Source organism: Paracoccus tegillarcae (assembly GCF_002847305.1).
GTDB classification, from domain to species: Bacteria; Pseudomonadota; Alphaproteobacteria; order Rhodobacterales; family Rhodobacteraceae; genus Paracoccus; species Paracoccus tegillarcae.
On sequence record NZ_CP025408.1, the window covers coordinates 1,987,681 to 2,012,279 of the forward strand.

Consider the following 24,599-nt stretch of genomic DNA (forward strand, 5'->3'; position numbering starts at 1 on the left):
TCCCCGCTGACTCATCATTCAACCCATACAGACCGGCACCAAGCTGGCAGATTATGGGCAGAGCGATGACGACGATCAAAGACAAACGTGCCAATGCGGCGCGACCTCTTCCGCTGAACCAGATCCTTGCAGGTGACTGCATCGAGATCATGAATTCACTGCCCGAAGGCAGCGTCGATCTGATCTTTGCCGATCCACCCTATAACCTGCAGCTCAAGGGCGATCTGCACCGTCCCGACAACTCCAAGGTTGATGCCGTTGACGATCACTGGGACCAGTTCTCGACCTTTGCCGTCTATGACGCATTCACCCGTGACTGGCTGGCCGCAGCGCGCCGCCTGCTGAAACCGCATGGCGCGATCTGGGTGATCGGCAGCTATCACAACATCTTCCGCGTCGGCGCCGAGCTGCAAAATCAGGGCTTCTGGATCATGAATGACGTGATCTGGCGCAAATCAAACCCGATGCCGAATTTCCGTGGCAAGCGTTTGACCAACGCGCACGAGACGATGATCTGGGCCAGCAAGTCCGAGTACAGCAAATATACATTCAACTATGAGGCGCTGAAATCGCTGAACGAAGGCATCCAGATGCGCAGTGATTGGGTAATCCCGATCTGCAATGGCGGCGAACGCCTCAAGGATGCGGCCGGCGACAAGGCCCACCCGACCCAAAAGCCCGAGGCGCTGTTGCACCGCGTGCTGGTCGGCACCACCAATCCGGGCGACGTCGTGCTGGACCCGTTCTTTGGCACCGGCACCACCGGCGCGGTCGCCAAGGCGCTTGGCCGCGATTTCATCGGGATCGAGCGCGAAGAGGCCTACCGCACCGTCGCCGAGAAACGCCTGTCGCGCATTCGTAAATTCGACGCCGAGGCGATTGCCACGATCAAACCCAAACGCGCCGAACCGCGCGTGCCGTTCGGTCAGGTGATCGAGCGCGGGATGCTGCGTCCGGGTGAGGAACTGTTTTCCATCGGCAACCGCCACAAGGCCAAGGTGCGCGCCGATGGCAGCCTGATCGGCAATGACGTCAAGGGCAGCATCCATCAGGTCGGTGCCGCGCTGGAGGGTGCGCCCTCTTGCAATGGCTGGACCTATTGGCATTTCCGCCGCGAGGGCAAGATGATCCCGATCGACATCCTGCGCCAGCAGATCCGCGCCGAGATGGACGAGGGCCAGCGCCCCAACTGACCATCCCACCAGTTTCGCCAGCGTTCCGCCCGGCATGCCGCCAGGGTAGGAACCGACTTGCCCCGCCATGTCCGCATGGCGGGGCCTTTTCTTTGCCGACATCTCGTGCCTAGATCTTTCGCATGACGCATCCCTATTCCAATCTTCCTGCGATGGCCTTCTGGCGCGCTGCGGTGGCCGAAACGGCGGCCGAGGCGGTGTCGGATATCTATCGCCCGAAATTCCCACTGCCCGCTGATGCCACGGTGGCGACGGCGGGCAGTTGCTTTGCACAGCATGTCGGGCAGGCGCTGCGCCGCGCCGGACTGGACGTGCTGGATGCCGAGCCCGCGCCTTTTGGGTTGGCCCCCGATATCGCGCGCAAGCACGGTTTCGATCTGTATTCCGGGCGCTACGGCAATATCTACACGGCGCGGCAGATGGTGCAGTTGCTGGACGAAATCGGTGCCGGGATCCCCGATCCGGCTCATGTCTGGACGCGCAAGAACCGCTTTCACGACGCGTTTCGGCCTGGACTGGACCCGCAGGGGCTGGACAGCATCGAAGAGGTTCTGGCGATCCGCAACAGGCATCTGGCGCGCGTGGGTGCGATGCTGCGGCAGGCGGATGTGTTCGTGTTCACGCTTGGCCTGACCGAGGCCTGGCGCTGCCGCGACACCGGGCGGGTCTATCCCAGCTGTCCCGGCGTCATTGCCGGCGAATACGATCCCGCGCGACATGAATTCGTGAACTTCCGCTATCCCGAGGTCATGCAGGATCTGGCTGAAATGCGGGCACGGTTGCAGGATCTGAACCCGCAGATGCGGTTCGTGCTGACAGTTTCGCCTGTGCCTCTGGCTGCGACGGCAACAGGGGGGCATGTGCTGCCCGCGACGCAATGGTCCAAGGCAGTTTTACGCGCGGCCGCCGGCGATTTCGCCGATGCCCATGCGGACGTCGATTACTTCCCATCCTATGAGATCGTCACCAATCCTGCGGCTCACGGCGCCTTTTTCGCACAGGGGCTGCGACAGGTAACGGCGCGGGGTGTCGCCACGGCAATGGGCGCGTTCCTGTCGGCGCATGGGCTGGTGACCAAGGACGCTCCGCCTGAAGATGCGCTATCCGATCCCGATGACGTCATCTGCGAAGAGGCCCTGCTTGAGGCCTTTGGCAAATGAATGCGTTGAAGCCGCGCCGCTTGCTGGTCATCGGCAATTCCCATGCAGCGGCACCGCGCATGGCCTATGCCGCCAGTCCCGAAAGCTGGCCCGACTACGACGTCGCGTTTCTTGCCGTGCGCGGTGGCAATATCAACCAGTTAGAGCTGCGTGGCACGGTGTTGCACCCGATGGACGCCAAGACCGCCAGGGAAATGCAGGACTTCAGCTTTGTCAGAGAGGTTGACCTGACGACCTATGACGCCCTTGCGATCGTTGGGGGCTTTGGCTGGGTGCCGCTGGCTCAGCTGTTCGACGGCCACCGTTGCATGGGTTTTCCATCGGTTTTGGCGGGCGATGACGACTGCCAGTTGATCGGGCGGTCGCTGATGCGGAAAACCCTTGAAATCCGTACCGAGCGGATCTTTTCCACCCGGTTGATGCGCAAACTCAAGCCTATGGGCAAGCCTATCGTGATGATGCCCGAGCCGCTGCCCTCGGATGAATGCGGGGCCGATCTGAAGACCTATGAAGATTATTCCATGATGGTGGCGCGCGGTGATGCGGGACACGCGCGCCGGATGTTTCAGCGCGCCGCCCGTCACGCGCTGCGCAACGACGCCATTCTGCCCTTCTGGCCCGATTCCGTGATCGTCGATGACGCCTATACCTCGGCCGCGTTCATGCGCGGTGCACCTCGGTTGTCGCCGGGGTTTGACGTGATGCACGGGTCGACCGATTTCGCCCATGGAAATGCCGATTACGGTGCGTTGCTGCTGGACAGGATCATCGGCGCATTGCCGCAGGGCTGACGGTCACAGCGCGTTGCGCGGCATCGGCAGGTCACCGCGGTTATAGGGTCCCCAATCGGTTATCTCTGGATAGAATTGTCGCCTCCAGGCGCGCACGCGCGGGTTCATGCGGCGTCGCCAAAGCGGCGGGATCATCGCAAGGAAAGTCATCGCCGGATAGCCAAGCGGCAATTGCGGGGCCTCATCCTCGGAATAGGTTTGCAGCAGGGGGTATCGCCGGTCGGGCTTGTAGTGATGGTCCGAGTGGCGCTGCAGGTTGATCAGCAGCCAATTCGTGGCCTTGTGCGCGGCATTCCACGAGTGACGGGGCCTGATATGTTCATAGCGGCCCTGGCCCAGGTATTTACGGCTCAGTCCGTAATGTTCGACATAATTGGTCAGCTCTAACTGCCAGATCGCAACGGCTGCCTGCCATAGGAACAACACCAGCCCCAGCCAGCCGCCAAGCATCAAGGCCAGAACCAGCATCGCGGTTTGCAGCGCAGCGTAGCGCCAGAACGGGTTGCGGCGGTCGGTGGTCGGGCGCCCGGCACGGGCCAGCAGGTTGCGTTCCGCGCGAAAGGCACTGGTCGGCCCGTCGCGCAGCACGCGCCAGAAAAAGCGGTGAAAGCCTTCATTATAGCGCGCCGACACAGCGTCGCGTGGGGTCGAGACCCAGCTATGATGCACCAGCAGATGCTCGGTGCGGAAATGCGAATAGAGAACCGAGGCCAGCAGCAGGTCGGCCAGCCAACGTTCGGTGGCGTCCTTTTGGTGCAGCAGCTCATGTGCATAGACCATGCCGATGGTGCCCGACAAAACCCCGATGCCAAAGAACAGCCCGGCCATCGTCCAGCCTGAATGGTCCGCGACGCGCGTGACATACCAGATCGCGCCGAAGATCACCGCCAGTTGCAGCGGCGGCCAGATCAGGGTGACGGCGCGATGCCAGAACAGCGCGGATGCCGGTGCCTCGGTGTCGGGATTGCGATCCTCATTGCCCAGAACCGCATCCAGCCCGGTCGTCAGATACCACGCATATCCGGGCAAGGTCAGCCACCACCAGCCACCGTTGACGGTTGCCAGTGCGGCCAGCGGCACCAGCCCAAGGGACAACCAAAAGGGCAGGGCGGCGGGCAGATTGGGGGTGGTATCAGGCCTCATGGGCGGCACTTTATCCCGAGGTTGCGTCCCGCGCCATATCCCAGACCTTGCGCATCAGGCCCGACAGCTCGGCGCGTTGAAAATCGCGCAAGGGCCGCAGATCGCCGCGATCCGGGGCGCTGTCCAACTGGGCCGCCCTGACCGTCAGGATCAGATTGAAATGGGTGAAGACATGGCGAACCTGACCCACATCCTGCCACGTTGCCGCTGCGGGGGGCGGCAGGTCGCTGCCATCCCATCCGGTCGAGGGAAAGGCCAATGTACCGCCCAGCAACCCTTTGTCTGGGCGCCTTTCGACCAGCAGGTGATCGCCTGCGATGCCAACCCAGGCGATGCCCGTCCGTGTGGGTTTGGGCGCTTTGGGCGCGCGGCGGGGCAGTTCCGCGGCAAGACCTTGGGCGCGCGCCGCACAATCGTCGATCAGCGGACAGATCCCGCAGGCCGGGCTGCGCGGGGTGCAAATGGTGGCACCCAGATCCATCATCGCTTGCGCGAAATCGCCGGGCCGGTGCTGGGGCGTCAGAGTCGCAGCCAGGTCGCGCAGGCGCGGCTTGGAGCCGGGCATCGGCTCGGTCACTGCAAACAGCCGCGCCACCACGCGTTCGACATTGCCGTCAACCACGGTTTCGGGGTGATCAAAAGCGATGGCCGCGATCGCCGCTGCGGTATAGGGGCCGATGCCGGGCAGAGCCTGCAGGCCGTCGCGCGTGGTGGGAAAACCGCCCGCCGCGCTGGCCTGTCGCGCGCAGGCCAGCAGATTGCGCGCGCGGGCATAATATCCCAGCCCGGCCCACTCGCCCATGACCTCGGCATCATCGGCAGCCGCCAGATCCCGTACCGTTGGCCAACGGGCGGTGAATCGCTCGAAATAAGCCTTTACCGCCGCCACTGTGGTTTGCTGCAACATGATCTCGGACAGCCAGACGCGATAGGGGTCCGCGACCCCACCACCCGGCGGCACACGCCATGGCAAGACCCGGCCGTGCCGGTCATACCAATCCAGCAGCAGCGGGGCGATCACCGCCTCGTCACGCATAATTCAGGCTTGTTTCAGTGCGTTCCGCTTTCATCCGTGACCCGGCGCCATTAAGCATAAGGCAGTGATAACCAATCGGACGCTGATGGCACAGACGAAAGACAGAGCCAGCCCACCGTCCCGCCGCAAGCGCGGGTTCGAGCCCGCTGCCAAACTGGTGGCGGCGCGGGTGCAAAGCGTCTCTGAGGGGCGCGGCTTTGCCGTGACGCGTCTGCTGACCCACTGGCCCGAGATCGTGGGCGAACAATTGGCCGCCATGACCCGGCCGGTCAAGATCAGCCATTCGCGTGGTGGCTTTGGTGCCACGCTGACGCTGCTGACCACCGGCCCGGCTGCCCCGATGATCGAGATGCAACTGCCGCAGCTGCGCGAAAAGGTGAATGTCTGCTATGGCTATAACGCCATCCAGCGCATCCTGTTGACCCAGACCGCGCCAGAGGGCTTTGCTGAAGGGCAGGCCCGTTTCGCACAAAAAACAGTTGCCAAGCCGGCGCCCGACCCTGCCGATCTGCAGCAGGCGGGCCGCGTGGGCAGCCGCTTTGACGATCCCACGCTGGCCGAGGCAATGCGCCAGCTTACCCTGAATCATACCGACAAACAGACGCGAAAACGCTGAAAGGATTTTCCATGACCTTCCGTACCACATTGACTGCGCTTGCCCTGCTGATGGCCGTGCCCGCCATGGCACAGACCACGTCCGAGGCACCTGCCGAAGAAACCGCAGAAACCGCCGCCGAGGCGCCCGCCGTCGAGGTTCTGGCAGACATCCCGCTGGGTGCCGAGGATGCGCCGCTGACCATCTATGAATATGCCAGCTTTACCTGCGGACATTGCGCGAATTTCCACGAGCAGAGCTGGTCCAAGCTCAAGACCGAATATATCGATACCGGCAAGGTCCGCTTTATCCAGCGCGATGTCTATTTCGATGCGGTCGGCCTGTGGGCAGGTGTGTTGGCGCGCTGCGGCGGTGACGACAAATACTATGCCGTCTCGGACATGCTGTTTGACGAGCAAAAGGACTGGCTGGCAGGTGATTCAGGTGACGAGATCGCCGCAAACCTGCGCAAGATCGGCCTCAAGGCCGGCATGACCGAAGATCAGATGACCGCGTGCTGGAACGATACCGCCTCGGTCGAGCAACTGGTTGCCACCTTCCAGCAGAACGCAACCGCGGATGAGATCGACGCGACGCCGACCTTCATCATCGGCGGCGAAAAGGTCTCGAACCAGCCATGGGACGATCTGAAAGCCGTCATCGACGACAAGCTGGCTGCCGCTGAATGACACCGCTTGCGGGCCTGAAAGTCGTCGAACTTGCCCGCATTCTGGCCGGCCCATGGGCCGGTCAGATCCTTGCCGATCTGGGTGCGACCGTGATCAAGGTCGAGGCACCGGAGGGCGATGATACGCGCCGTTGGGGACCGCCCTTCATTGATCGCGACGGCGAGCGCTGTGCCGCCTATTTCCACGCGACCAATCGCGGCAAATCGTCAGTCACCGCCGATTTCCGCACGCCGGAGGGCCAGCAGAAGGTCCGTGATCTGATCGCGGATGCGGATGTGGTGATCGAAAACTTCAAGGTCGGCGGCCTGGCGAAATACGGGTTGGATTACGCCCAGCTCAAGTTGCTGAACCCGCGCCTGATCTATTGCAGCGTGACCGGCTTTGGCCAGACCGGCCCCTATGCCCATCGCGCCGGCTACGATTATATCATTCAGGGCATGTCCGGACTGATGAGCGTGACCGGCCCCAGGGACGGGCAGCCGCAACGGGTCGGCGTCGCCGTCGCCGATATCTTTACCGGCATTTACGCGGCTGTCGGCGTGTTGGCCGCTCTGCATCAGCGGCAAACAACCGGACGGGGCCAGCATATCGACATGGCCTTGTTCGATGTGGCGACGTCAATCATGGCCAATCAGGCGATGAACTATCTGGCCACCGGCACAGCACCGGGGCGGACCGGAAATGAGCACCCAAACCTGGTGCCCTATGCGGTGTTTGATTGCGCCGATGGCTGGATCATCATTGCAACCGGCAATGACGCCCAGTTTCGCAGGCTTTGTGACGTTCTGGGCCTGCCTGCACTGGGCACCGCACCAGATTACGCCACGAATGCCGACCGCATTGCCAATCGCGATGCGCTGACAGCCCAGCTTTCCACGGTCACGCGTGTCTGGACACGCGACGATCTGCTGGTCGCGCTAGAGGCCAAGGGCGTGCCTGCCGGTCCGATCAACGATATGGCCGATGTCTTTGCCGATCCCCAGATCATTGCGCGCAAGATGAAGATCGAACCCGAGGGTATTCCCGGCACGCGCCTGCCGATCACCTTTTCGGATGCCGATCTGGCGCTGGATCGCGCCTCGCCCCGATTGGGTCAGGACGACTGATCCCTTTTCCCCGCCAAGGCATTTGCAGAAGTGACGCAACGGCACCTCGGCAAAGGTTGTTTTACTGCCCCGAAATCCGTCTTTGCGGCCATCAATCCACCTAATATTTGTTGTGAAACGGGATTTCTGTGCTATTTGCCGCGCTCGTGCGAACAGGTCGCTAAACGATTTACGAGGTAAACACGTGATTCAAGAATTCAAAGACTTCATCGCCAAGGGCAATGTCATGGACATGGCCGTTGGTATCATTATCGGTGCTGCATTCACCGCCATCGTCTCGTCGCTGGTTGACGACCTGATCAACCCGATCCTGGGACTGATCACCGGTGGTATCGATTTTTCAAGCAAATATATTGTTCTGTCCGGCGATGTTGCCGAAGGCACCAGCCTGGCCGCCGCGCGCGAAGCCGGGGCTGCGGTTTTTGCCTATGGCTCGTTCTTCATGGCGGTGCTGAATTTCCTGATCATCGCATGGGTGGTATTCCTGCTGGTCAAGGGCGTGAACCGCGTCAAGGATGCTGCAGCCAAGAAAGAAGAAGTCGCCGAAGAAGCCGCAGGCCCGTCGCAGGAAGAACTGCTGGCCCAGATCCGCGATCTGTTGGCTGCCAAAGCCGTCTGATCAGGCGACCCCAGTTGAAATTGCACGGCGCGTCCCGCAGGGCGCGCCGTTTTTCGTTGGCCGGTGGTTTCATCATTCCGCCTACCATGCGTCCAGCTTTGCGATCCGCACGCGACAGCTGGTACCGGGCATCGGGGTATTTCTTGTCGGCGGAAACTGGCCGTGAAGGTTGTGCGTTGGGTAGACGAGCCGGCAATGACCTCTAAGTTGAGGCAGAGCCAGAATTCGATAAAAGGTGATTTAGTGATGAGCACGACGATGACTTTGCGGGCAATTGCCCTGGGCCTGATGATACCTGCCGGATTGAGTGTGCAATATGCGCATGCGCAAGAGGCCGAACAGACCGCCGCCGACCAACCGGCAGACGGGCAGATTTACGGCTCTGGCCGCCACGAAAAGGGCGAGGTCGTTGCTGACGTCGACGGGCTAAGCGTGGATGGCGAGCGCCTGACCGTCAAGATGACGCTTCGTCCGACAAACGCAGGGCAAAAGGTAGGTTCAGCGACAATATATGCCGGCATGTCCAACAGCAATTACGAGCAGATCTATCTGGTTTCCGGCGACAAGAAATACATGCTTGTTCGGGATTCGCAGGATACCCCTCTGGCGCCGCCACGCCTGACTGCCTCAGGGTCGGGCGAAACGCTTGGGATCTGGTATGGTGTTTTTCCGAACCCGCCGGCGGGACAGGATATCACCCTGTATATGCCAGCGCTCGAGCCGATCGGACCCTTCACTGTGCCTGCGCAATAGGTTCGGGGGATGCGGTCCAATCAGTGCTTTTTAGCCTTGCTGCTTTGCCTTGGCCTGGCCGGCGGCGCGGTCGCGCAGGATGCCGATGTTGATCTGACGCAATTCAGCCGCGACCTGCAAGGCGCCGATATCCGCGATCTGATCCTGACCGTGCAGGACATGCAATCCGCAGTTAGCGACATGTCAGGCGATGTGCAGGATATGGTCGATGGCAGTGGCGGCAATATTGCCATGCGCGAGACCGACGACAGCATCGTTCTGTCCGTCACCAGTGACGTGCTGTTCGCATTCGACAGTGCCGATCTGACCGATCCGGCGCGTGACACACTGGCGCAAATCGCGACGATGCTGGTCGGAAATCCCGGCGGCACGGTGCAGGTGGTGGGTCATACCGACTCGAAGGGGTCGGATGACTACAACCAGCGCCTTTCCGAACAACGCGCCGAGGCGGTGGCTGGCTTTCTGGCGAACAGTGATGTCGCACAAAGCCGCCTTGACCCTGTCGGGCGGGGCGAAGCCGAACCCGTTGCGCCCAATGAAATCGACGGGGCAGATAACCCCGACGGGCGTGCGCAGAACCGGCGGGTAGAGTTCGTTCTGCCGAAAGAATAGAAATCGCGATAATGCAAGGCGCCCTTCACAGGCGCCGTGCGCTATCTTCTGCCGTGGCTGGCCTCATGCGGCCAGCCACGGCATTTGCCGTTCATCAGGCTGCCAGAAACTCATCCGGGGTTGTCGCCTCAAGGTTCAGCGCCTCGCCCACGGGCGGGCTGGTCAGGATGCCCTCATGCGTCGACAGGCCCGCGCGCAGATGCGGATCGTCGACGATCGCCTGACGCCATCCCTTGTCGGCCAGCGCCAACAGGAAGGGCAGCGTTGCATTGCCAAGCGCAATGGTCGAGGTGCGCGCGACCGCGCCGGGCATATTGGCGACGCAGTAATGCATGATCCCATCCACGTCGTAGATCGGATCCTGATGCGTTGTGGCGCGCGAGGTCTCGAAACAGCCGCCCTGATCGATTGCGACATCCACCAGAACCGCGGCGGGCTTCATCGTTGACAGTTGCGCCTTGGTGATCAGCTTTGGCGCAGCCGCACCGGGGATCAGAACGGCGCCCACGACCATATCGGCCTGCGCGATCTGTTCGGCGATGTTCGTACCGCTGGCGAATTGCGTCTTGAACGTGCCGCCGAAGACATCATCCAGATAGCGCATCCTGGGCAGAGAACGGTCCAGCACGGTCACATCCGCGCCCATGCCTGCCGCGACTTTTGCAGCATGCGTGCCCACAACTCCGCCGCCAATCACCACCACGCGCGCGGGCCCGACGCCGGGCACGCCGCCCATCAACACGCCGCGCCCGCCATTGGCCTTTTGCAACGTCCAGGCCCCGACCTGAGGGGCCAGCTTGCCCGCCACCTCTGACATCGGCGCCAACAAAGGCAACCCACCCGCGCGATCCGTCACCGTTTCATAGGCAATGGCGGTAACACCGCTATGCAGCAGATCGCGGGTCTGATCGGGATCGGGCGCGAGGTGCAGATAGGTGAACAGCACTTGCCCTTGCCGCAGCATCTTGCGTTCAGCCGCCTGAGGTTCCTTGACCTTTACGATCATGTCGGCGTCGTCAAAGACCGAGTCTGCATCCGGCGCGATCTGCGCGCCGATGTCTGTGTAATCGTTGTCCGGGAAACCCGAACCGATGCCGGCACCGGTCTGGACCAGCACCTTGTGACCATGGGCGATGACCTCAGCCGCGGCGGCCGGGGTCAGCCCGACGCGAAATTCCTGAGGTTTGATTTCCTTGGGGCAGCCCACAAGCATTTGTATCTCCGCTGTTTTATCATTGCGGTCAGTTTGTCACGGGCGGGGTGGAATATCCGACGAATCCGAGTTTGCTCGTTGGGCTATATTCGAAGAATACGCTTTCAATTTGTGCTCGGATCGCAGAAATCTTGCGAATGGATGATATCGACGCAATCGACCGCCGCATTCTGGACCTGCTTCAGCGGGACGGACGAATCAGCAATGCCGATCTGGCCGCCAAGGTGAACCTGTCCGCCAGCGCCTGCCATCGCCGCGTCAGGCGGCTGGAGGATGACGGCATCATTCGCGATTACGTCGCGCTGCTGGATCGCAAGCGTGTGGGCAGGCCAACCATGGTTTTCGTCGAAATCACCCTTTCAGGTCAGGCGGATGAGGTGCTCGATGCCTTTGAAAAGGCCGTGCGCGTCATCCCCGACGTGCTGGAATGCCACCTGATGTCGGGCGCGGCGGATTACCTGCTGAAAGTCGTCGCCAGCGACACCGAGGATTTCGCCCGCATCCACCGACAATACCTGGCCAAGCTGCCGGGCGTGGCGCAGATGCATTCTTCATTCGCCCTGCGCACGGTGTTCAGGACGACCGCGCTGCCGGTTTGAGTGGGGTTGGATGACAGCTTGGAGGCCAGAGTGCCGGATGCTGCGAGACGCTTGAATGTCTGCTGCTGGAGTAGGGTTCGTCTCGACGCCTCGACCGTCTTTTGGTTAAAATTGGCAACGACTGAATGTGTGGAGGCGATAACGAAAATGCCGATGCCGTGGACTTACCGCCACGCTTCAAAAGAGTGGCGCGCCTTTCTCGCTGATGTGAAAGAGCGCATGTCTCTTGAATCCGACAATATGGCCTACACCGCAGTGGATGCTGTCTTGCAGGTATTTAGACGCCGCTTGACAGCGCACCAAGGCCTAGCCTTCGCAAGCGTTCTTCCTGCTGTTCTCCGCGCGATTTTTGTGAAGGATTGGGATGTTTCTCAACCGCCAATTCCATTTGCGGACCGGCAGGCGCTTACCGACGAGGCCAAGCAAGTCCGCGTGAACCACAACCTGACGCCGGACAATGCCATCGAAGCGACAGCTTGGGCAATCCGACGCTGCACCGACAACAGGGATTTCGAAAGAGTGCTGGGGCAGCTCCCTGATGAGGCTACAGCTTTCTGGCACGTCGATGTCGAAGACCCGACAGAGCTGGATCAGCGGATAATCTAGTGGCCGAAGCAGCCATTCACGCCGCCTCAGCGAAAGCCCACTTCGTCCCCCTAAACAGCCATCTCGTGAAACGCGCGTGTGGTGACAGCTTCGGTCCGGCAATCCGATCCCTAGCCTTCACCCATTCGCTCAACCCGCCCGATCAGATCGGTGCATAGCGACAGAGACCGCGCGGTTGCCGACAGCATTCGTGGCAGGGTCAGCCATTCCAGCACCCATGCAGCGCCCGATCGTTCCTGTTCATGAAGCAGCGCCTGATGCATCAGCGCAAGCTGCCCGGCATTGTCGCGGGCCAGCGTTACCAGCGTCTCTGCCGCCACCGGGTTTTGTTTGTGCGGCATGGCCGAACTGCTGCCGCCGCCCGACAGCGTGACCTCGCTCATCTGTGCCATCAGCGCGATGTCCTGTCCGATCTTGCCGGTGGCGCCGGTGACCAGCGACAGCCAGCCTGCATATTCGGCCAACCCGTCGCGCGCGCTGTGCCAGGGCGCAGGCGCGCGGTGCAGGCCAAGCCGGTCGGCCAGCGCATCGGCGATGGCATCGCCCCCTGCACGATTGTCCGGGCCGCCACGCAGCCCGACGGCACCGCCATATTGCACCACCTCGAGGCGCGGCCGCAGTTGCGCAAGACGATCCTTGTGCCTGGGCAGGGGCGCGCCCCAGGCTGACACGCGATCTCTGACGGTGATCGGCAGCGCTGCCTGCATCCTCGTGCGGCCCATGAGCGGCTGATCGCCCTGCCGCGCGTTCAGATCGTCCAGCGCCGTTGCAAGCGCCGTCACCTCGCCGTCAAAGCGATCATTCAGCCGCGCCAGCGCCAGCAACAGCGCGGTGTCCAGTATGTCCTGACTGGTCGCGCCTGTGTGCAAGGCGGGGTGCAGCCTGGGATCGGCCGCTTCCTTCAATTGCCGCACATATTCGGGGATTGGCAGGCCGTCTTGCGGCATCCTTGCCTGCAGTGCTGCCATGTCTGGTCTGAACGCCAGGACAAAGGCCGCAGCCTCGCCGGCCAGATCCGTCGCGACCGCCCCGGCGGTGCCGGCGGCCAGTGACAGCGCGGCCTCGACCTCGGCGATACGGGCGATCCAGGCCTCGTCTGTGAACAGCGCGGTGACGCCAGCATCGCCGGTCAATGCCCCCATCAGGTCGGCTTTGGTCATGACGGCCCCCATGTTGCGTTGGCCTGTTGTGCAATCAAGGGTCGCGCGGGGTCAAGCTGCACAATCCCGTTTACGCCCGCGGGGTGCTTGGCTAACGTTGGATGCGCGGGGGGAATGCAATGCGCCATCAGATCGTGATAATCGGGGGCGGGCCATCGGGCCTGCTGCTGGGTCAGTTATTGCATCGACGCGGCATCGATGCCGTGGTGCTAGAGCGCAAGACACGCGACTATGTGCTCGGTCGTGTGCGCGCGGGCGTGCTGGAAACCGGGCTGGTCGGGTTGATGGAAGAAGCCGGCGTGGCTGACCGCCTGCATGCCGAGGGGCTGATCCATGACGGGACCCAGATCGGTTTTGACGGAGAGCTGTTTCACATCGATTTCAAGGCGCTGACCGGGACGCCGGTGATTGTCTATGGCCAGACCGAGGTGACGCGCGACCTCTATGATGCGCGCGAAGCCGCCAGTCTGCGCACTGAATTCGATGTCGATCACGTCGTCATCCATGATGCGGATGGCGACAAGCCCTGTGTCACCTACCAGCAGGACGGCGCCGAGCATCGGATCGATTGCGATTTTATCGCGGGTTGCGATGGGTTTCATGGCGTCAGCCGTCAGACCATCCCGCTTGGCGCACGGCAGGAATACGAGAAAACCTACCCCTTTGGCTGGCTGGGTGTGCTGTCGCGCACGCCGCCGGTCCATCACGAACTGATCTATGCAAATTCCCCGCGCGGCTTTGCCCTGTGTTCGATGCGAAACGAGAACCTGTCGCGCTATTACATCCAGTGTGCGTTGTCAGATCACCCCGAGGACTGGACCGACACGGCCTTTTGGGCGGAACTCAAGCGCCGCATTCCCGCCGAGGCCGCTGACAGCCTGGTGACCGGCCCGACGATCGAGAAATCCATTGCGCCGTTGCGATCCTTCGTGACCGAGCCAATGCGCTGGGGGCGGTTGTTCTTATGCGGCGACGCCGCCCATATCGTGCCGCCGACGGGCGCCAAGGGGCTGAACACTGCGGCCAGCGATGTGCATTATCTCTATAATGCGCTGCGCCAGTTCTATGAAGAGAGTGACAGCGAGGGCATCGACCGCTATTCCGAACGGGCGCTCTTGCGCGTCTGGAAAGCCGAGCGGTTCAGCTGGTGGTTCAGCAGCCTGTTGCACCGTTATCCGCATCAGGATCCGTTTGACCTCAAGATGCAGCAGGCCGATATTGCCTTCCTGCGTGACAACGATGCGCAGCAACGCGCTTTTGCCGAAAACTATGTGGGGCTGCCTTACTGATGGTTGACGTTCTTGATCTGGGCCATGTCCGGCTGCATATCGCCGATGAGGGGCCGCGCGATGCGCCTGCGGTGGTCTTTGCCAATTCACTGGGAACCGACCTGCGGCTGTGGGATGCGATGCTGCCCCATTTGCCAAAAGGGCTGCGGGTCATCAGGGCCGACAAGCGCGGTCACGGGTTGTCGCAGACGACAGGCGCGATCAGCATCGAGGATCTGGCAGACGATGTCGCGGCGATGATGGACGCGCTTGGTGTGGCGCGTCCGGTCTTTGTGGGGCTGTCCATCGGCGGGCTGATCGGTCAGTCGCTGGCCCTGCGCCATGGTGACAAGCTGGGCGGGTTGGTGCTGTCGAACACGGCGGCCAAGATCGGCGACAGCTCGATCTGGACCGACCGCATCGCGGCCATCCGCGAAGGCGGCATCGCCACCATCGCCGAACCGACCATGCAGCGCTGGTTTTCGCCGAACTTTCGCGCCTTGGCCGAATGTGAGGCATGGCGTCTGATGTTGGAACGACAGGATCAGGCGGGTTATCTGGCCTGTTGTCAGGCCATTGCCGAGGCGGATTATCGCGAGGCGCTGTCGGCGGTCGACCGCCCGGTGCTGTGCATCGGCGGCAGCCTTGACGGCTCGACCCCGCCCGATGCGATGCGGGATCTGACCGGCCGGATCAAGGGTGCCAGATTAGAGATCATCGAGGGCGCGGGCCATTTGCCCTGCGTCGAGGCGCCCGAGGAATATGCCCGGCTGCTGACAGGTTATCTGGCGGAAATCGGGCATATCTGAACCGGCGAACGGCAAGGCCGGGGCAGGGGGCGCAGCCCCCTTCGCCGCCGTTCGCGGCCGGGCGTGTCCCGGCCCGACGGCGGTGAACACGATCGCGGGACGCTAGCTCGACGGACGCTGCGCCTAAAGCACACCGTGGCAATGTTTGAATTTCTTACCAGATCCGCAGGGGCAGGAATCATTGCGGCCCGGATTGCCCCAGGTCGCGGGATCATTCTCGTCAAAGCCCTCGATCAAAGGCGTGCTTTTGGCTGCATCCTCTTCCGATTGGCTGTCGCCGCCATGCTCCATCGTCAGATGTTCCTGGCGCTCTTTTCGCTGTTCGGTCATCTGGCGCATCATGTCCTGACGCTCGTCGTCGGTCAGCGGACGGATCTGGGCCAGCCGTTGGGTGACATCCCCGCGCAGCCCGTCCAGTAGCGTTTCGAACAGCTGGAAGGCCTCGGTCTTGTATTCCGACAGCGGATCACGCTGGGCATAGCCGCGAAAGCCGACGACCGAGCGCAGATGCTCCAGTGTCACCAGATGCTCGCGCCATTTTGCGTCGATCATCTGCAACAGCACCTGCTTTTCGATCTGGCGCATGTTTTCGGGGCCAAAGGCCTCGGCCTTTTCGGTCATGTACTTGTCGGTTGCCGCTTCGATCCGTTCGGCCATGACCTCCTGGTCGACGCCTTCTTCATCCGTCCATTCGGCGATCGGCAGGCTCATGTTCAGCTTTTCGCGGGCGGCAGCGGTCAGGCCTTCGGAATCCCACTGGTCGGAATAGGTGCGCGGCGGCATGAAATCGTCAACCAGATCGTCGATCAGTTGGTGACGCATGTCGGCCGCGATTTCCTCGACCTCACCCGATTCCATGATCTCGCGGCGCTGCGAAAAGATCGCCTTGCGCTGGTCGTTCATCACATCGTCGAATTTCAGCAGCTGTTTGCGAATGTCAAAGTTGCGACCCTCGACCTTCGCCTGCGCACGTTCCAGCGACTTGTTGACCCATGGGTGAACGATGGCTTCGCCGTCCTTCATGCCCAGCTTGGACAGCACCGAATCCAGCCGCTCAGAGCCAAAGATGCGCATCAGGTCGTCTTCCAGCGACAGGAAGAACAGCGACCGCCCCGGATCGCCCTGCCGGCCCGAGCGACCGCGCAACTGGTTGTCGATGCGGCGGCTTTCATGACGTTCGGTGGCCAGAACGAACAGCCCCCCGGCGGCCAGCACCTTTTCCTTGTCGGCGGCGTGTTCGGCCTCGATCCGGGCGCGCAAATCGTCGGGATTGGCTTCGGGATCGGCGGCCAGCGCCTCCATCACCTTCATATCGACATTGCCGCCAAGCTGAATGTCGGTGCCGCGACCAGCCATGTTGGTGGCGATGGTCACGGTGCCGGGCTTGCCCGCGTCAGCCACGATCTGCGCCTCGGCTTCGTGCTGGCGTGCGTTCAGCACATTATGCGGAATTCCGGCCTCTGTCAGCATCTGCGCCAGCATTTCCGATTTCTCGATACTGGTCGTGCCGACGAGGATCGGCTGATCCTTGACATTGGCTTCGCGGATCGCCTCGATCACGGCGGCATATTTCTCGGCCGCGGTGCGATAGACGCGGTCATGCTCGTCTTCCCGCGCAATCGGACGGTTGGTCGGCATTTCGACCACGCCCAGCTTGTAGATCTCGGCGAATTCCTCGGCCTCGGTGGCGGCGGTGCCGGTCATGCCCGACAGCTTGTCATACAGGCGGAAATAGTTCTGGAAGGTGACCGAGGCCAGCGTCACGTTTTCCGGCTGGATGTCGACGCCTTCCTTGGCCTCGATGGCCTGATGCAAGCCGTCGGACAGGCGGCGGCCCTTCATCATCCGGCCGGTGAATTCGTCGATCAGCGCAACTTCGCCGTCGCGGATCATGTATTGCTGATCCTTGTGGAACAGCTTGTGCGCGCGCAGCGCCTGGTTGGCGTGGTGCACGATGGTCGTCGACTCGGGGTCATACAGCGTCTGACCCTCGGGCAGGATCCCCGCCGCCGACAAAAGCTGTTCCAGCTTTTCGTTGCCCTCTTCGGTAAAGGTGGCGTTGCGGGTCTTTTCGTCCAGCTTGAAATCTTCGTCGGCAAGCTGCGGGATGAAGGCGTCGACCGTGCGATAAAGGTCGCTGCGGTCCTGCGACGGACCCGAGATGATCAGCGGGGTCCGGGCCTCGTCGATCAGGATACTGTCGACCTCGTCCACGATGGCAAAGAAATGGCCGCGCTGGACCATCTCGGCAATGCTGCCCTTCATGTTGTCGCGCAGGTAGTCAAAGCCCAGTTCGTTATTGGTCGAATAGGTCACGTCGGCCTGATAGGCCTCGCGCTTTTCGGCCTCTGGCTGGAAGGGGTAAACCGCGCCGCTGGTCATGCCCAGTTGCGCAAAGACCTTGCCCATCCATTCGGCGTCACGCTTGGCCAGATAGTCGTTCACGGTGACCACATGCACGGGTTTGCCGGTCAGCGCGTTCAGATAGGCCGGGAAGGTCGCGACCAGGGTCTTGCCCTCGCCGGTCTTCATTTCGGCGATATTGCCCTGATGCAGGAAGATCCCGCCCATCAGCTGCACATCAAAGGCGCGCAGGCCAAGGGCCCGTCGGGCACCCTCGCGACAGTTGGCAAAGGCCTCGGGCAGCAGCGCATCCAGCGACTCGCCTGCCTGAGCACGCGCCTGAAGCGCGCGCGTCACCTCGATCAGTTGTTCGTCGCTGCGGGCCTTGGCCTCGTCTTCCAGCGCGTTGATACGCGCCACCAGGGGCCGAGCGGACTTCACTTTGCGGTCGTTGGACGTGCCAAAGACCATCTTTGCCAGATTGCCGATCATGTTACCTTCACAGCTTTGGGAAAGCGCGTGGCCGGTGGGCCACTTGCCCGCACCCTCCGCCATGCCGTATCAGGGGCCGGAACGAAAAGTGGCGGGCGCGCCTTTCTTGGTTGCGCCGGATGTATGCGCGACCCGCCTGACTGTCAACGCCGCCCGACCCTCACAAGGGCGGGAACGGCCTGTCCGACAAAGGATTTCTTATGTTGAAACGTACCATCACGACCGCATTGTTCGCGCTTGCCCTGCCGCTGGCCCCGGCCATGGCACAGGATGCCGATACCGTCGTCGCCACGGTGAACGGCACCGAGATCACACTGGGCGAGATGATCATCATGCGGCAAAGCATGGCGGCGCAGGGCCAGGCGCCCACAGCCGATGACGCGACCTGGCAGTCCATGCTGGACCAACTGGTACGCCAGAGCGCCGTGGCCTCGGTCAAGGAAGAGGCGATGACTGCAGGCGACCGTGCCAATCTGGAACTGCAAAGCCGCGCCTATCTGGCCTCTGCCGCGCTGGAAGAGGTGGCAGAACCCGAGCCCACGGACGAGGAAATTCAGGCCGCCTATGACACCTATTTCGGTGAGGTCGAGCCTGCGACGGAATATTCCGCAGCCCATATTCTGGTTGAAACCGAAGAAGCGGCCAAGGAAATCAAGACCGAACTGGATGGCGGCGCCGATTTCGGCACGCTGGCCGAGGAACGCTCGACCGGACCAAGCGGCCCGAACAAGGGTGATCTGGGCTGGTTTACCGCCGATCAGATGGTTGGCCCCTTTGCCGACGTCGTGAAGGAAATGGAAAAAGGCCAGATCTCGGATCCTGTAAAGACCGATTTCGGCTGGCATGTGATCATGCTGAACGACAGCCGTCAGGTCGAGGCCCCCGAACTGGCCGAAGTCAAAGAGCAACTGGTCACTCAGGTGCGCCGTGATCGGGTTGAGGCCCAGATCGAAAAGCTGGTCGGCGAAGCCGAGATCGAAAAGACCGAGGGGCTGGATGCGGCCCTGCTGGACGATGTCGAACTGCTTGACGCCCAGTAAATTGGGCTGATGATCTGATCGGACAGAACGCTGACGAGGTGGACCATGGCCAAGGACAAGAAGAAGAAAAAGAAGAACAAGGACAAGGACCAGAAGAAGGCGCGAAAGTCCATGAAGATCAAAAAGATCGAGGCTGAAATGGCCGAGATAAAAACTGCGGCGGCGCGGCATGTCTCGCCATTGGCGCCGGCGCGGTTTCCCGACCTTCCTGTCATCGACGGGGTGGAATTCGCCAGCACCTCTGCCGGGGTCAAATATCAGGGACGCACCGACGTCACGCTGATGCGTCTTGCACCCGGGTCGTCGCTGGCGGGCGTGTTCACGCGCTCTGCGACGCGGGCGGCCAGTGTGCTGGATTGTCAGGCCAAGCTGGCCGGCGCGCAGAATACCGAGCGTGGGGCCGCGATCGTTGTCAACTCGGGCAATGCCAATGCCTTTACCGGGGCGCTTGGCCAGCGCGCGGTGGATGATGTGACCGGTGCGGTTGCCAAGAAACTGGGTGTGCCGGCTGAACGCGTGCTGTCATCCTCGACCGGCGTGATCGGCGAGCCGCTACCGGCCGAGCGCATTACTGCGGTGATTGACCAACTGGCCGGCGCGCTGGACCCTGCAGGGGTGTCAGGTGCTGCCCATGCGATCATGACGACCGACACCTTTGCCAAGGGTGCCAGCGCCGAGATCAAGGGCGAGGGCGGCACCATTCGCATTGCCGGTTTTGCCAAGGGTTCAGGCATGGTCGCCCCGGATATGGCGACGATGCTGGTCTATATCTTTACCGACGCCAAAATTGCGCCCGAACTGTTGCAGCAGATGCTGGCCGGTCTGGTTGACAACACCTTCAATTCGATCACGGTCGACAGCGATACCTCGACGTCGGACGCGCTGATCCTGGCCGCGACGGGCCGCTCGGACGCGGCGCCGATCACCAATGCCGATTCGGCGGCGGGGCGGGTCTTTACCGAGTCGCTGGCCTCGGTCATGCTGGATCTGGCCAAGCAGGTTGTCCGCGACGGAGAAGGGGCGACCAAATTCGTCGAGGTCCGTGTCACCGGCGCCGAGACCGCGCAGGATGCGCGTCTGGTCGCCAGCGCCATCGCCAATTCGCCACTGGTCAAGACGGCCATCGCCGGCGAGGACGCCAACTGGGGTCGTATCGTCATGGCCGTGGGCAAATCGGGCGCGCGTGCTGACCGCGACAAGCTGACCATCCGTTTCGGCGATATGGTGCTGGCCCGCGACGGCTGGCGCGATCCCGATTACGATGAGACCAAGGCCAGTATCTACATGAAGCGGCAGGACCTGGTCATCAGCGTTGATCTGGGCCTGGGGCCGGTCGCGCAGACCATGTGGACCTGTGATCTGACTCACCGCTATATCGACATCAACGCGGATTATCGGTCGTGATGATGCTGCCGGAGGCGCACTGGTGAAGATCGTTCTGGTGGCGGCGGTCCTGCTGATCGACCCCGACGGGCGCGTGCTTTTGGCACAGCGCCCCGAGGGCAAGTCGATGGCCGGTCTGTGGGAGTTTCCGGGCGGCAAGATCGAGCCCGGCGAAACCCCCGAGGCCGCGTTGATACGTGAGTTGCACGAAGAGTTGGGGATCGAGACCTGGCACAGTTGTCTTGCGCCCATGGCCTTTGCCAGCCACGGTTATGACGATTTTCATCTGCTGATGCCGCTGTTTGCCTGCCGCAAATGGAATGGCATCGTGCAGCCGCGCGAGGGGCAGACGCTAAGCTGGGTCAGGGCAGAAAAGCTGACCGATTACGCCATGCCGCCGGCCGATATTCCCTTGATCGCACAGATCAGATCGTGGCTGTGAAAGCGACATTGGTATAACCCGGCGGGAAATCTGACATTTTTTTGAACGCTTGTATAAAAGTTGTTCTTTTTTTAATCGAATCGGGTCATTCTGAATCTACCGTAAATTGAACAGAACGGTTGGACATGATTCGCACGATTACCATCGGAAGCTCCATATCGGTTCAGGGGTTGTTCGAAAGCACCGGCACTGACGGCACGATTGTCGTTCGGGTTGGTGAAAAGACTTATACCGGCAAACCGGTGGGCGCGCCCATTATGCCGGTAGAGGCCTGACAACGCTTTTTTTGATAAGATGATGAAAACAGAAAGGGCGCCCGGGGGGGGGCGCCCTTTCTCTTTGGGATAAGGGGTCGTCGCGCCTATAGCTGGCGTTCGACCTCTTCGCGTTCAAAGATCTCGATCACATCGCTCGGACGGATGTCGTCATAGTTCTCGAATGCCATGCCGCATTCCTGACCGGACTGCACTTCCTTGACCTCGTCCTTGAAACGCTTGAGCGTCTTCAGCGTGCCTTCATGGATCACCACGTTGTCGCGCAGCAGGCGCACACCGGCGCTGCGGCGGGCAACGCCTTCGGTGACCAGACAACCTGCGACCTTGCCGACGCCCGTGACCTTGAAGACCTCGCGGATTTCGGCATAGCCGATAAAGGTCTCGCGCACTTCGGCGGACAGCAGACCCGACGCGGCGGCTTTGATGTCGTCCACAAGATCGTAGATGATCGAGTAGTACCGGATCTCGACGCCCTTTTGGTTCGCAGCATTGCGTGCCGGCGAGTTGGCGCGGACGTTGAAGCCGATAACCGGCGTTCTGGACGCTTCGGCCAGCGTGATGTCGGATTCGGTGATGGCACCGACGCCGTAATGCAGCACGCGAACGCGAACCTCGTCGTTGCCGACCTTTTCCAGCGCCTGAACAATCGCCTCGGCCGAGCCTTGCACGTCCGCCTTCACCACAACGGGCAATTCGGCGACGCTTTGATCAGCCTTGGCCTTGGCCAGCATCTGATCCAGCGTGATGGCAGCACCTGCGGCGGCGCGTTTGTCCTTGGCCGCCTGTTCGCGGTAATCGGCGATCTCGCGCGCCTGCGCCTCGGTCTCGACCACGTTCAGAACGTCGCCGGCCTCGGGGGTGCCGTTCAGGCCCAGCACTTCGACCGGAACCGAAGGACCAGCCTCTGCAACACGCTCGCCCGTGTCATCGATCAGGGCCCGGACCTTGCCCCACTGTTCACCGACGACGAAGATATCGCCCTGGCGCAGCGTACCGTTCTGAACCAGCACGGTGGCCACGGGACCGCGGCCAACATCCAGCTGAGCCTCGATCACGGCGCCCTGTGCGGCGCGGTCGGGGTTGGCCTTGAGTTCCAGGATCTCGGCCTGCAGCGCGATGGCTTCCAGCAATTGATCCAGGCCCTTGCCGGTAACGGCAGAGACTTCGACATCCTGCACATCGCCCGACAGCTGTTCCACGATCACCTCGTGTTGCAGCAGGTCGGTCCGCACTTTCTGCGCGTTGGCCGACGGCTTGTCGATCTTGTTGATCGCCACGATCATCGGCACCTTGGCGGCCTTGGCGTGGTTGATTGCCTCGACCGTCTGCGGCATCACTGCGTCATCGGCGGCGACAACGAGAACCACGATATCGGTCACGTTCGCACCGCGTGCGCGCATGCTGGTAAAGGCGGCGTGGCCCGGCGTATCAAGGAAGGTCAGCACAGCACCGCTGTCAGTCGTCACCTGATAGGCACCGATATGCTGGGTGATGCCACCGGCCTCGCCCGACACAACGTTAGCCTTGCGGATTGCATCCAGCAGGCTGGTCTTGCCGTGGTCGACATGGCCCATGATGGTGATGATCGGCGGACGCGACTGACGGTCTTCGTCCTTGTCCTCGACCGTCTTGATCGACTGCTCGACATCGGCGTCGCTGACACGAACGGCCTTGTGGCCGAATTCCTCGATCACCAACTCGGCGGTGTCGGCGTCGATGGGCTGGTTCATATTGACCATCATGCCCATGTTCATCAGCGACTTGACCACGTCTGCGGCGCGCTCGGCCATACGGTTGGCCAGCTCCTGCACCACGATGGTTTCGGGCAGGCGAACATCGCGAAACTGCTTTTCGGCACGAACCGACTGGCCCATGGCCTTTTGCTTGGCGCGTTCCTGTTTGCGCTTCATCGCAGCCATGCTGCGCTGACGGCCGCCTTCGCCACCGGCAAGGGCTTCGTTCAGCGACAGTTTGCCGCTACGACGGTTGTCGCGTTCGTTGCGGTTGCGCGCATCAGCGCCACGGTCCGCGCCGCGATCCGAACGGTCACGATCCGATTTGCGCGGACCCGAGGTCGACACGCCCTTGGCTTCTGCGCGCGAGGCAGCAGCCTCGATCGCGGCCTGATCGGTCGGCGCGGCGGTCTTGTCGCCGGCGGGTTTATGCGTTTCGGCTTTTTTCTGCTCGCGCAGTTGGGCTTCGCTTTTGCGGCGGGCCTCTTCGTCGGCCTTGGCTTTCAGCGCCTCTTCGCGCTCGCGATCCTCGCGTTCCTTGGCTTCGGCCTCGGCGCGGCGGCGTTCGCGATCTGCTTCGCGTGCCTTTTCCTCAGCTTCGCGTGCGGCGGCTTCTTCGACCTCGCGCGATTTCGCTGCGGCAAGAGCCTTCAGCCGGCGCTCCATCTCGGCATCCGAGATACCGGCGGGACGTTTCGAAGCGCTGGCAGCCGCCTTTGCAACGGCGGGCGAGGTGCCTGCCGATTTTTCGGGCGTACCGGGTTTGGGCACCACAACGCGCTTGCGCTTGGTTTCGACGAGCACGCTTTTCGTGCGGCCATGGCTAAAGCTTTGCTTGACCTGACCTGCACGACCCCCGCCGAGGCCCAATGTCTTCTTACCGTCTTTATCGCTCATCTCGCGTCCAAATCCTTTCCGGCGGCGGATCCGCCGTCATGCTCGCGCAGACCGGTTAGCCTGCTCGCATCAATAATAATCCTGTCGGTCAGCCCACCCGGCGCAAGCGCGCCGTGTATGACATGATCGCGACCGAAGGACAAACCCAATTCTGACGCCGTCAGGCAGCCAAACCAGCGGGCTCCCTCGGGCGTCCACAGCTTTCCTTTTCCCCGGTCAGAGCCATCGCTGGCCTGCAGCAGAACCTTGACCCTGCCCGCCGCCAGCGCGGCCTTGACCTTCTCGAAGCCGCCGACCGTATCGCCTGCCTTGCGCGACAGCGACACCAGTTCCACGACCCGTCGCGCCAGCCCGTCCTCGACCTGATCGGCCAGGTTTTCGGGTGCCTTGACCGGCGCTTTCAACCCGCGTGCAAACAGCCCCTTTTGCGCGGCCTTTTCGATGGCCGCGCGATCGGCCGAGACCCAGACCCCACGGCCCGGCAATTTCTCGGCCAAGTCGGGCACGATCACGCCGTCGGGCCCTGCAACGAAACGGACAAGACCCCGTTTGGGTTGCACCTCGCCCGTGACGATGCAGCGCCGTTCGCCTGGCGCATCGCGGTCCTTGGTACGGCCCCCGCGGGTCATAATCCGGAACCCG

Annotated in this window: 24 protein-coding genes; 17 read left to right on the forward strand and 7 right to left on the reverse strand. The window is 62.1% G+C overall.

Translation table 11 applies throughout. The annotated features are described in order from the left end of the window. Positions 1-65 precede the first annotated feature (65 nt). From CUV01_RS09710 to CUV01_RS09720, 3 genes are all read left to right on the forward strand, one after another. A complete protein-coding gene (locus CUV01_RS09710; RefSeq protein ID WP_101460295.1) occupies positions 66-1,193 on the forward strand; it encodes a site-specific DNA-methyltransferase in 1,128 nt (375 codons plus the stop codon). A gap of 122 nt (positions 1,194-1,315) precedes the next feature. Then, a complete protein-coding gene (locus CUV01_RS09715; RefSeq protein WP_101460296.1) occupies positions 1,316-2,353 on the forward strand; it encodes a GSCFA domain-containing protein in 1,038 nt (345 codons plus the stop codon). Then, entirely contained in the window at positions 2,350-3,144 is a 795-nt protein-coding gene (locus CUV01_RS09720) for a hypothetical protein (RefSeq protein ID WP_101460297.1), read from the forward strand. The genes CUV01_RS09715 and CUV01_RS09720 overlap by 4 nt, the downstream gene beginning before the upstream one ends. 3 nt (positions 3,145-3,147) lie before the next feature. On the opposite strand, the gene CUV01_RS09725 is transcribed toward CUV01_RS09720, so the two are convergent. After that, positions 3,148-4,287, reverse strand: coding sequence for an alkane 1-monooxygenase (locus CUV01_RS09725; RefSeq protein WP_101460298.1), 1,140 nt, complete (start codon positions 4,285-4,287; stop codon positions 3,148-3,150). A 10-nt stretch (positions 4,288-4,297) separates the two neighbouring features. Continuing rightward, a complete protein-coding gene (mutY, locus tag CUV01_RS09730; protein WP_101460299.1) occupies positions 4,298-5,323 on the reverse strand; it encodes an A/G-specific adenine glycosylase in 1,026 nt (341 codons plus the stop codon). A gap of 85 nt (positions 5,324-5,408) precedes the next feature. Here mutY and CUV01_RS09735 point away from each other — a divergent pair, with 85 nt between their 5' ends. The 6 genes from CUV01_RS09735 to CUV01_RS20240 all read left to right on the forward strand — a co-directional run bounded on the left by CUV01_RS09735 (position 5,409) and on the right by CUV01_RS20240 (position 9,697). Then, positions 5,409-5,939, forward strand: coding sequence for a DUF721 domain-containing protein (locus tag CUV01_RS09735; protein WP_101461999.1), 531 nt, complete (start codon positions 5,409-5,411; stop codon positions 5,937-5,939). 11 nt (positions 5,940-5,950) lie between these two features. Then, complete coding sequence (locus CUV01_RS09740) at positions 5,951-6,607, forward strand: DsbA family protein (protein ID WP_101460300.1); 657 nt, start codon at positions 5,951-5,953, stop codon at positions 6,605-6,607. Then, entirely contained in the window at positions 6,604-7,713 is a 1,110-nt protein-coding gene (locus tag CUV01_RS09745) for a CaiB/BaiF CoA transferase family protein (protein WP_101460301.1), read from the forward strand. Before CUV01_RS09740 ends, CUV01_RS09745 begins: the two co-directional genes overlap by 4 nt. A gap of 184 nt (positions 7,714-7,897) precedes the next feature. Beyond that, the gene (gene mscL / locus CUV01_RS09750; RefSeq protein WP_101460302.1) at positions 7,898-8,332 is read left to right on the forward strand and encodes a large conductance mechanosensitive channel protein MscL; all 435 of its coding nucleotides are present in this window, start codon (positions 7,898-7,900) and stop codon (positions 8,330-8,332) included. A 246-nt stretch (positions 8,333-8,578) separates the two neighbouring features. Beyond that, on the forward strand, positions 8,579-9,085 hold the full coding sequence (locus tag CUV01_RS09755) for a hypothetical protein (RefSeq protein WP_101460303.1): 507 nt from the start codon (positions 8,579-8,581) through the stop codon (positions 9,083-9,085). A gap of 9 nt (positions 9,086-9,094) precedes the next feature. Next, on the forward strand, positions 9,095-9,697 hold the full coding sequence (locus tag CUV01_RS20240; protein ID WP_101460304.1) for an OmpA family protein: 603 nt from the start codon (positions 9,095-9,097) through the stop codon (positions 9,695-9,697). A 94-nt stretch (positions 9,698-9,791) separates the two neighbouring features. Here CUV01_RS20240 and ald read toward each other — a convergent pair whose 3' ends face one another. Beyond that, positions 9,792-10,910, reverse strand: coding sequence for an alanine dehydrogenase (gene ald, locus CUV01_RS09765; protein WP_101460305.1), 1,119 nt, complete (start codon positions 10,908-10,910; stop codon positions 9,792-9,794). A gap of 137 nt (positions 10,911-11,047) precedes the next feature. Here ald and CUV01_RS09770 point away from each other — a divergent pair, with 137 nt between their 5' ends. Continuing rightward, positions 11,048-11,509, forward strand: a complete 462-nt coding sequence (locus CUV01_RS09770; protein WP_101460306.1) for an Lrp/AsnC family transcriptional regulator — start codon at positions 11,048-11,050, stop codon at positions 11,507-11,509. Between the two features lie 153 nt (positions 11,510-11,662). Beyond that, positions 11,663-12,115 carry a DUF2267 domain-containing protein gene (locus tag CUV01_RS09775; protein WP_338418314.1) on the forward strand — a complete coding sequence of 151 codons (453 nt, stop codon included), beginning with the start codon at positions 11,663-11,665 and terminating at the stop codon, positions 12,113-12,115. Between the two features lie 110 nt (positions 12,116-12,225). Here the strand turns inward: CUV01_RS09775 and CUV01_RS09780 are convergent, their stop codons facing one another. Next, the gene (locus tag CUV01_RS09780; RefSeq protein WP_232962182.1) at positions 12,226-13,275 is read right to left on the reverse strand and encodes a 3-carboxy-cis,cis-muconate cycloisomerase; all 1,050 of its coding nucleotides are present in this window, start codon (positions 13,273-13,275) and stop codon (positions 12,226-12,228) included. A gap of 119 nt (positions 13,276-13,394) precedes the next feature. On the opposite strand from CUV01_RS09780, the gene pobA reads away from it, so the two are divergent. Both pobA and pcaD read left to right on the forward strand, forming a co-directional pair. After that, positions 13,395-14,564, forward strand: coding sequence for a 4-hydroxybenzoate 3-monooxygenase (gene pobA, locus CUV01_RS09785; RefSeq protein WP_101460308.1), 1,170 nt, complete (start codon positions 13,395-13,397; stop codon positions 14,562-14,564). Further along, complete coding sequence (pcaD, locus tag CUV01_RS09790) at positions 14,564-15,352, forward strand: 3-oxoadipate enol-lactonase (protein ID WP_101460309.1); 789 nt, start codon at positions 14,564-14,566, stop codon at positions 15,350-15,352. The genes pobA and pcaD overlap by 1 nt, the downstream gene beginning before the upstream one ends. Before the next feature lie 123 nt (positions 15,353-15,475). On the opposite strand, the gene secA is transcribed toward pcaD, so the two are convergent. Continuing rightward, positions 15,476-18,187: a preprotein translocase subunit SecA gene (secA, locus tag CUV01_RS09795; RefSeq protein ID WP_101460310.1), complete on the reverse strand. Its 2,712-nt coding sequence runs from the start codon at positions 18,185-18,187 to the stop codon at positions 15,476-15,478. A 200-nt stretch (positions 18,188-18,387) separates the two neighbouring features. Here secA and CUV01_RS09800 point away from each other — a divergent pair, with 200 nt between their 5' ends. From CUV01_RS09800 to CUV01_RS19915, 4 genes are all read left to right on the forward strand, one after another. Then, on the forward strand, positions 18,388-19,227 hold the full coding sequence (locus CUV01_RS09800) for a peptidylprolyl isomerase (RefSeq protein WP_101460311.1): 840 nt from the start codon (positions 18,388-18,390) through the stop codon (positions 19,225-19,227). Positions 19,228-19,338: 111 nt separating this feature from the next. After that, on the forward strand, positions 19,339-20,631 hold the full coding sequence (argJ, locus tag CUV01_RS09805; protein WP_422385876.1) for a bifunctional glutamate N-acetyltransferase/amino-acid acetyltransferase ArgJ: 1,293 nt from the start codon (positions 19,339-19,341) through the stop codon (positions 20,629-20,631). A 22-nt stretch (positions 20,632-20,653) separates the two neighbouring features. Next, positions 20,654-21,052, forward strand: a complete 399-nt coding sequence (gene mutT, locus CUV01_RS09810) for an 8-oxo-dGTP diphosphatase MutT (protein WP_101460313.1) — start codon at positions 20,654-20,656, stop codon at positions 21,050-21,052. Positions 21,053-21,177: 125 nt separating this feature from the next. Next, a complete protein-coding gene (locus CUV01_RS19915; protein WP_198731799.1) occupies positions 21,178-21,327 on the forward strand; it encodes a hypothetical protein in 150 nt (49 codons plus the stop codon). Positions 21,328-21,413: 86 nt separating this feature from the next. On the opposite strand, the gene infB is transcribed toward CUV01_RS19915, so the two are convergent. Together infB and CUV01_RS09820 are read right to left on the reverse strand one after the other, a co-directional pair. Beyond that, complete coding sequence (infB, locus tag CUV01_RS09815; protein WP_101460314.1) at positions 21,414-23,957, reverse strand: translation initiation factor IF-2; 2,544 nt, start codon at positions 23,955-23,957, stop codon at positions 21,414-21,416. Continuing rightward, positions 23,954-24,586: an RNA-binding protein gene (locus CUV01_RS09820; RefSeq protein WP_101460315.1), complete on the reverse strand. Its 633-nt coding sequence runs from the start codon at positions 24,584-24,586 to the stop codon at positions 23,954-23,956. Before CUV01_RS09820 ends, infB begins: the two co-directional genes overlap by 4 nt. Positions 24,587-24,599 lie beyond the last annotated feature (13 nt).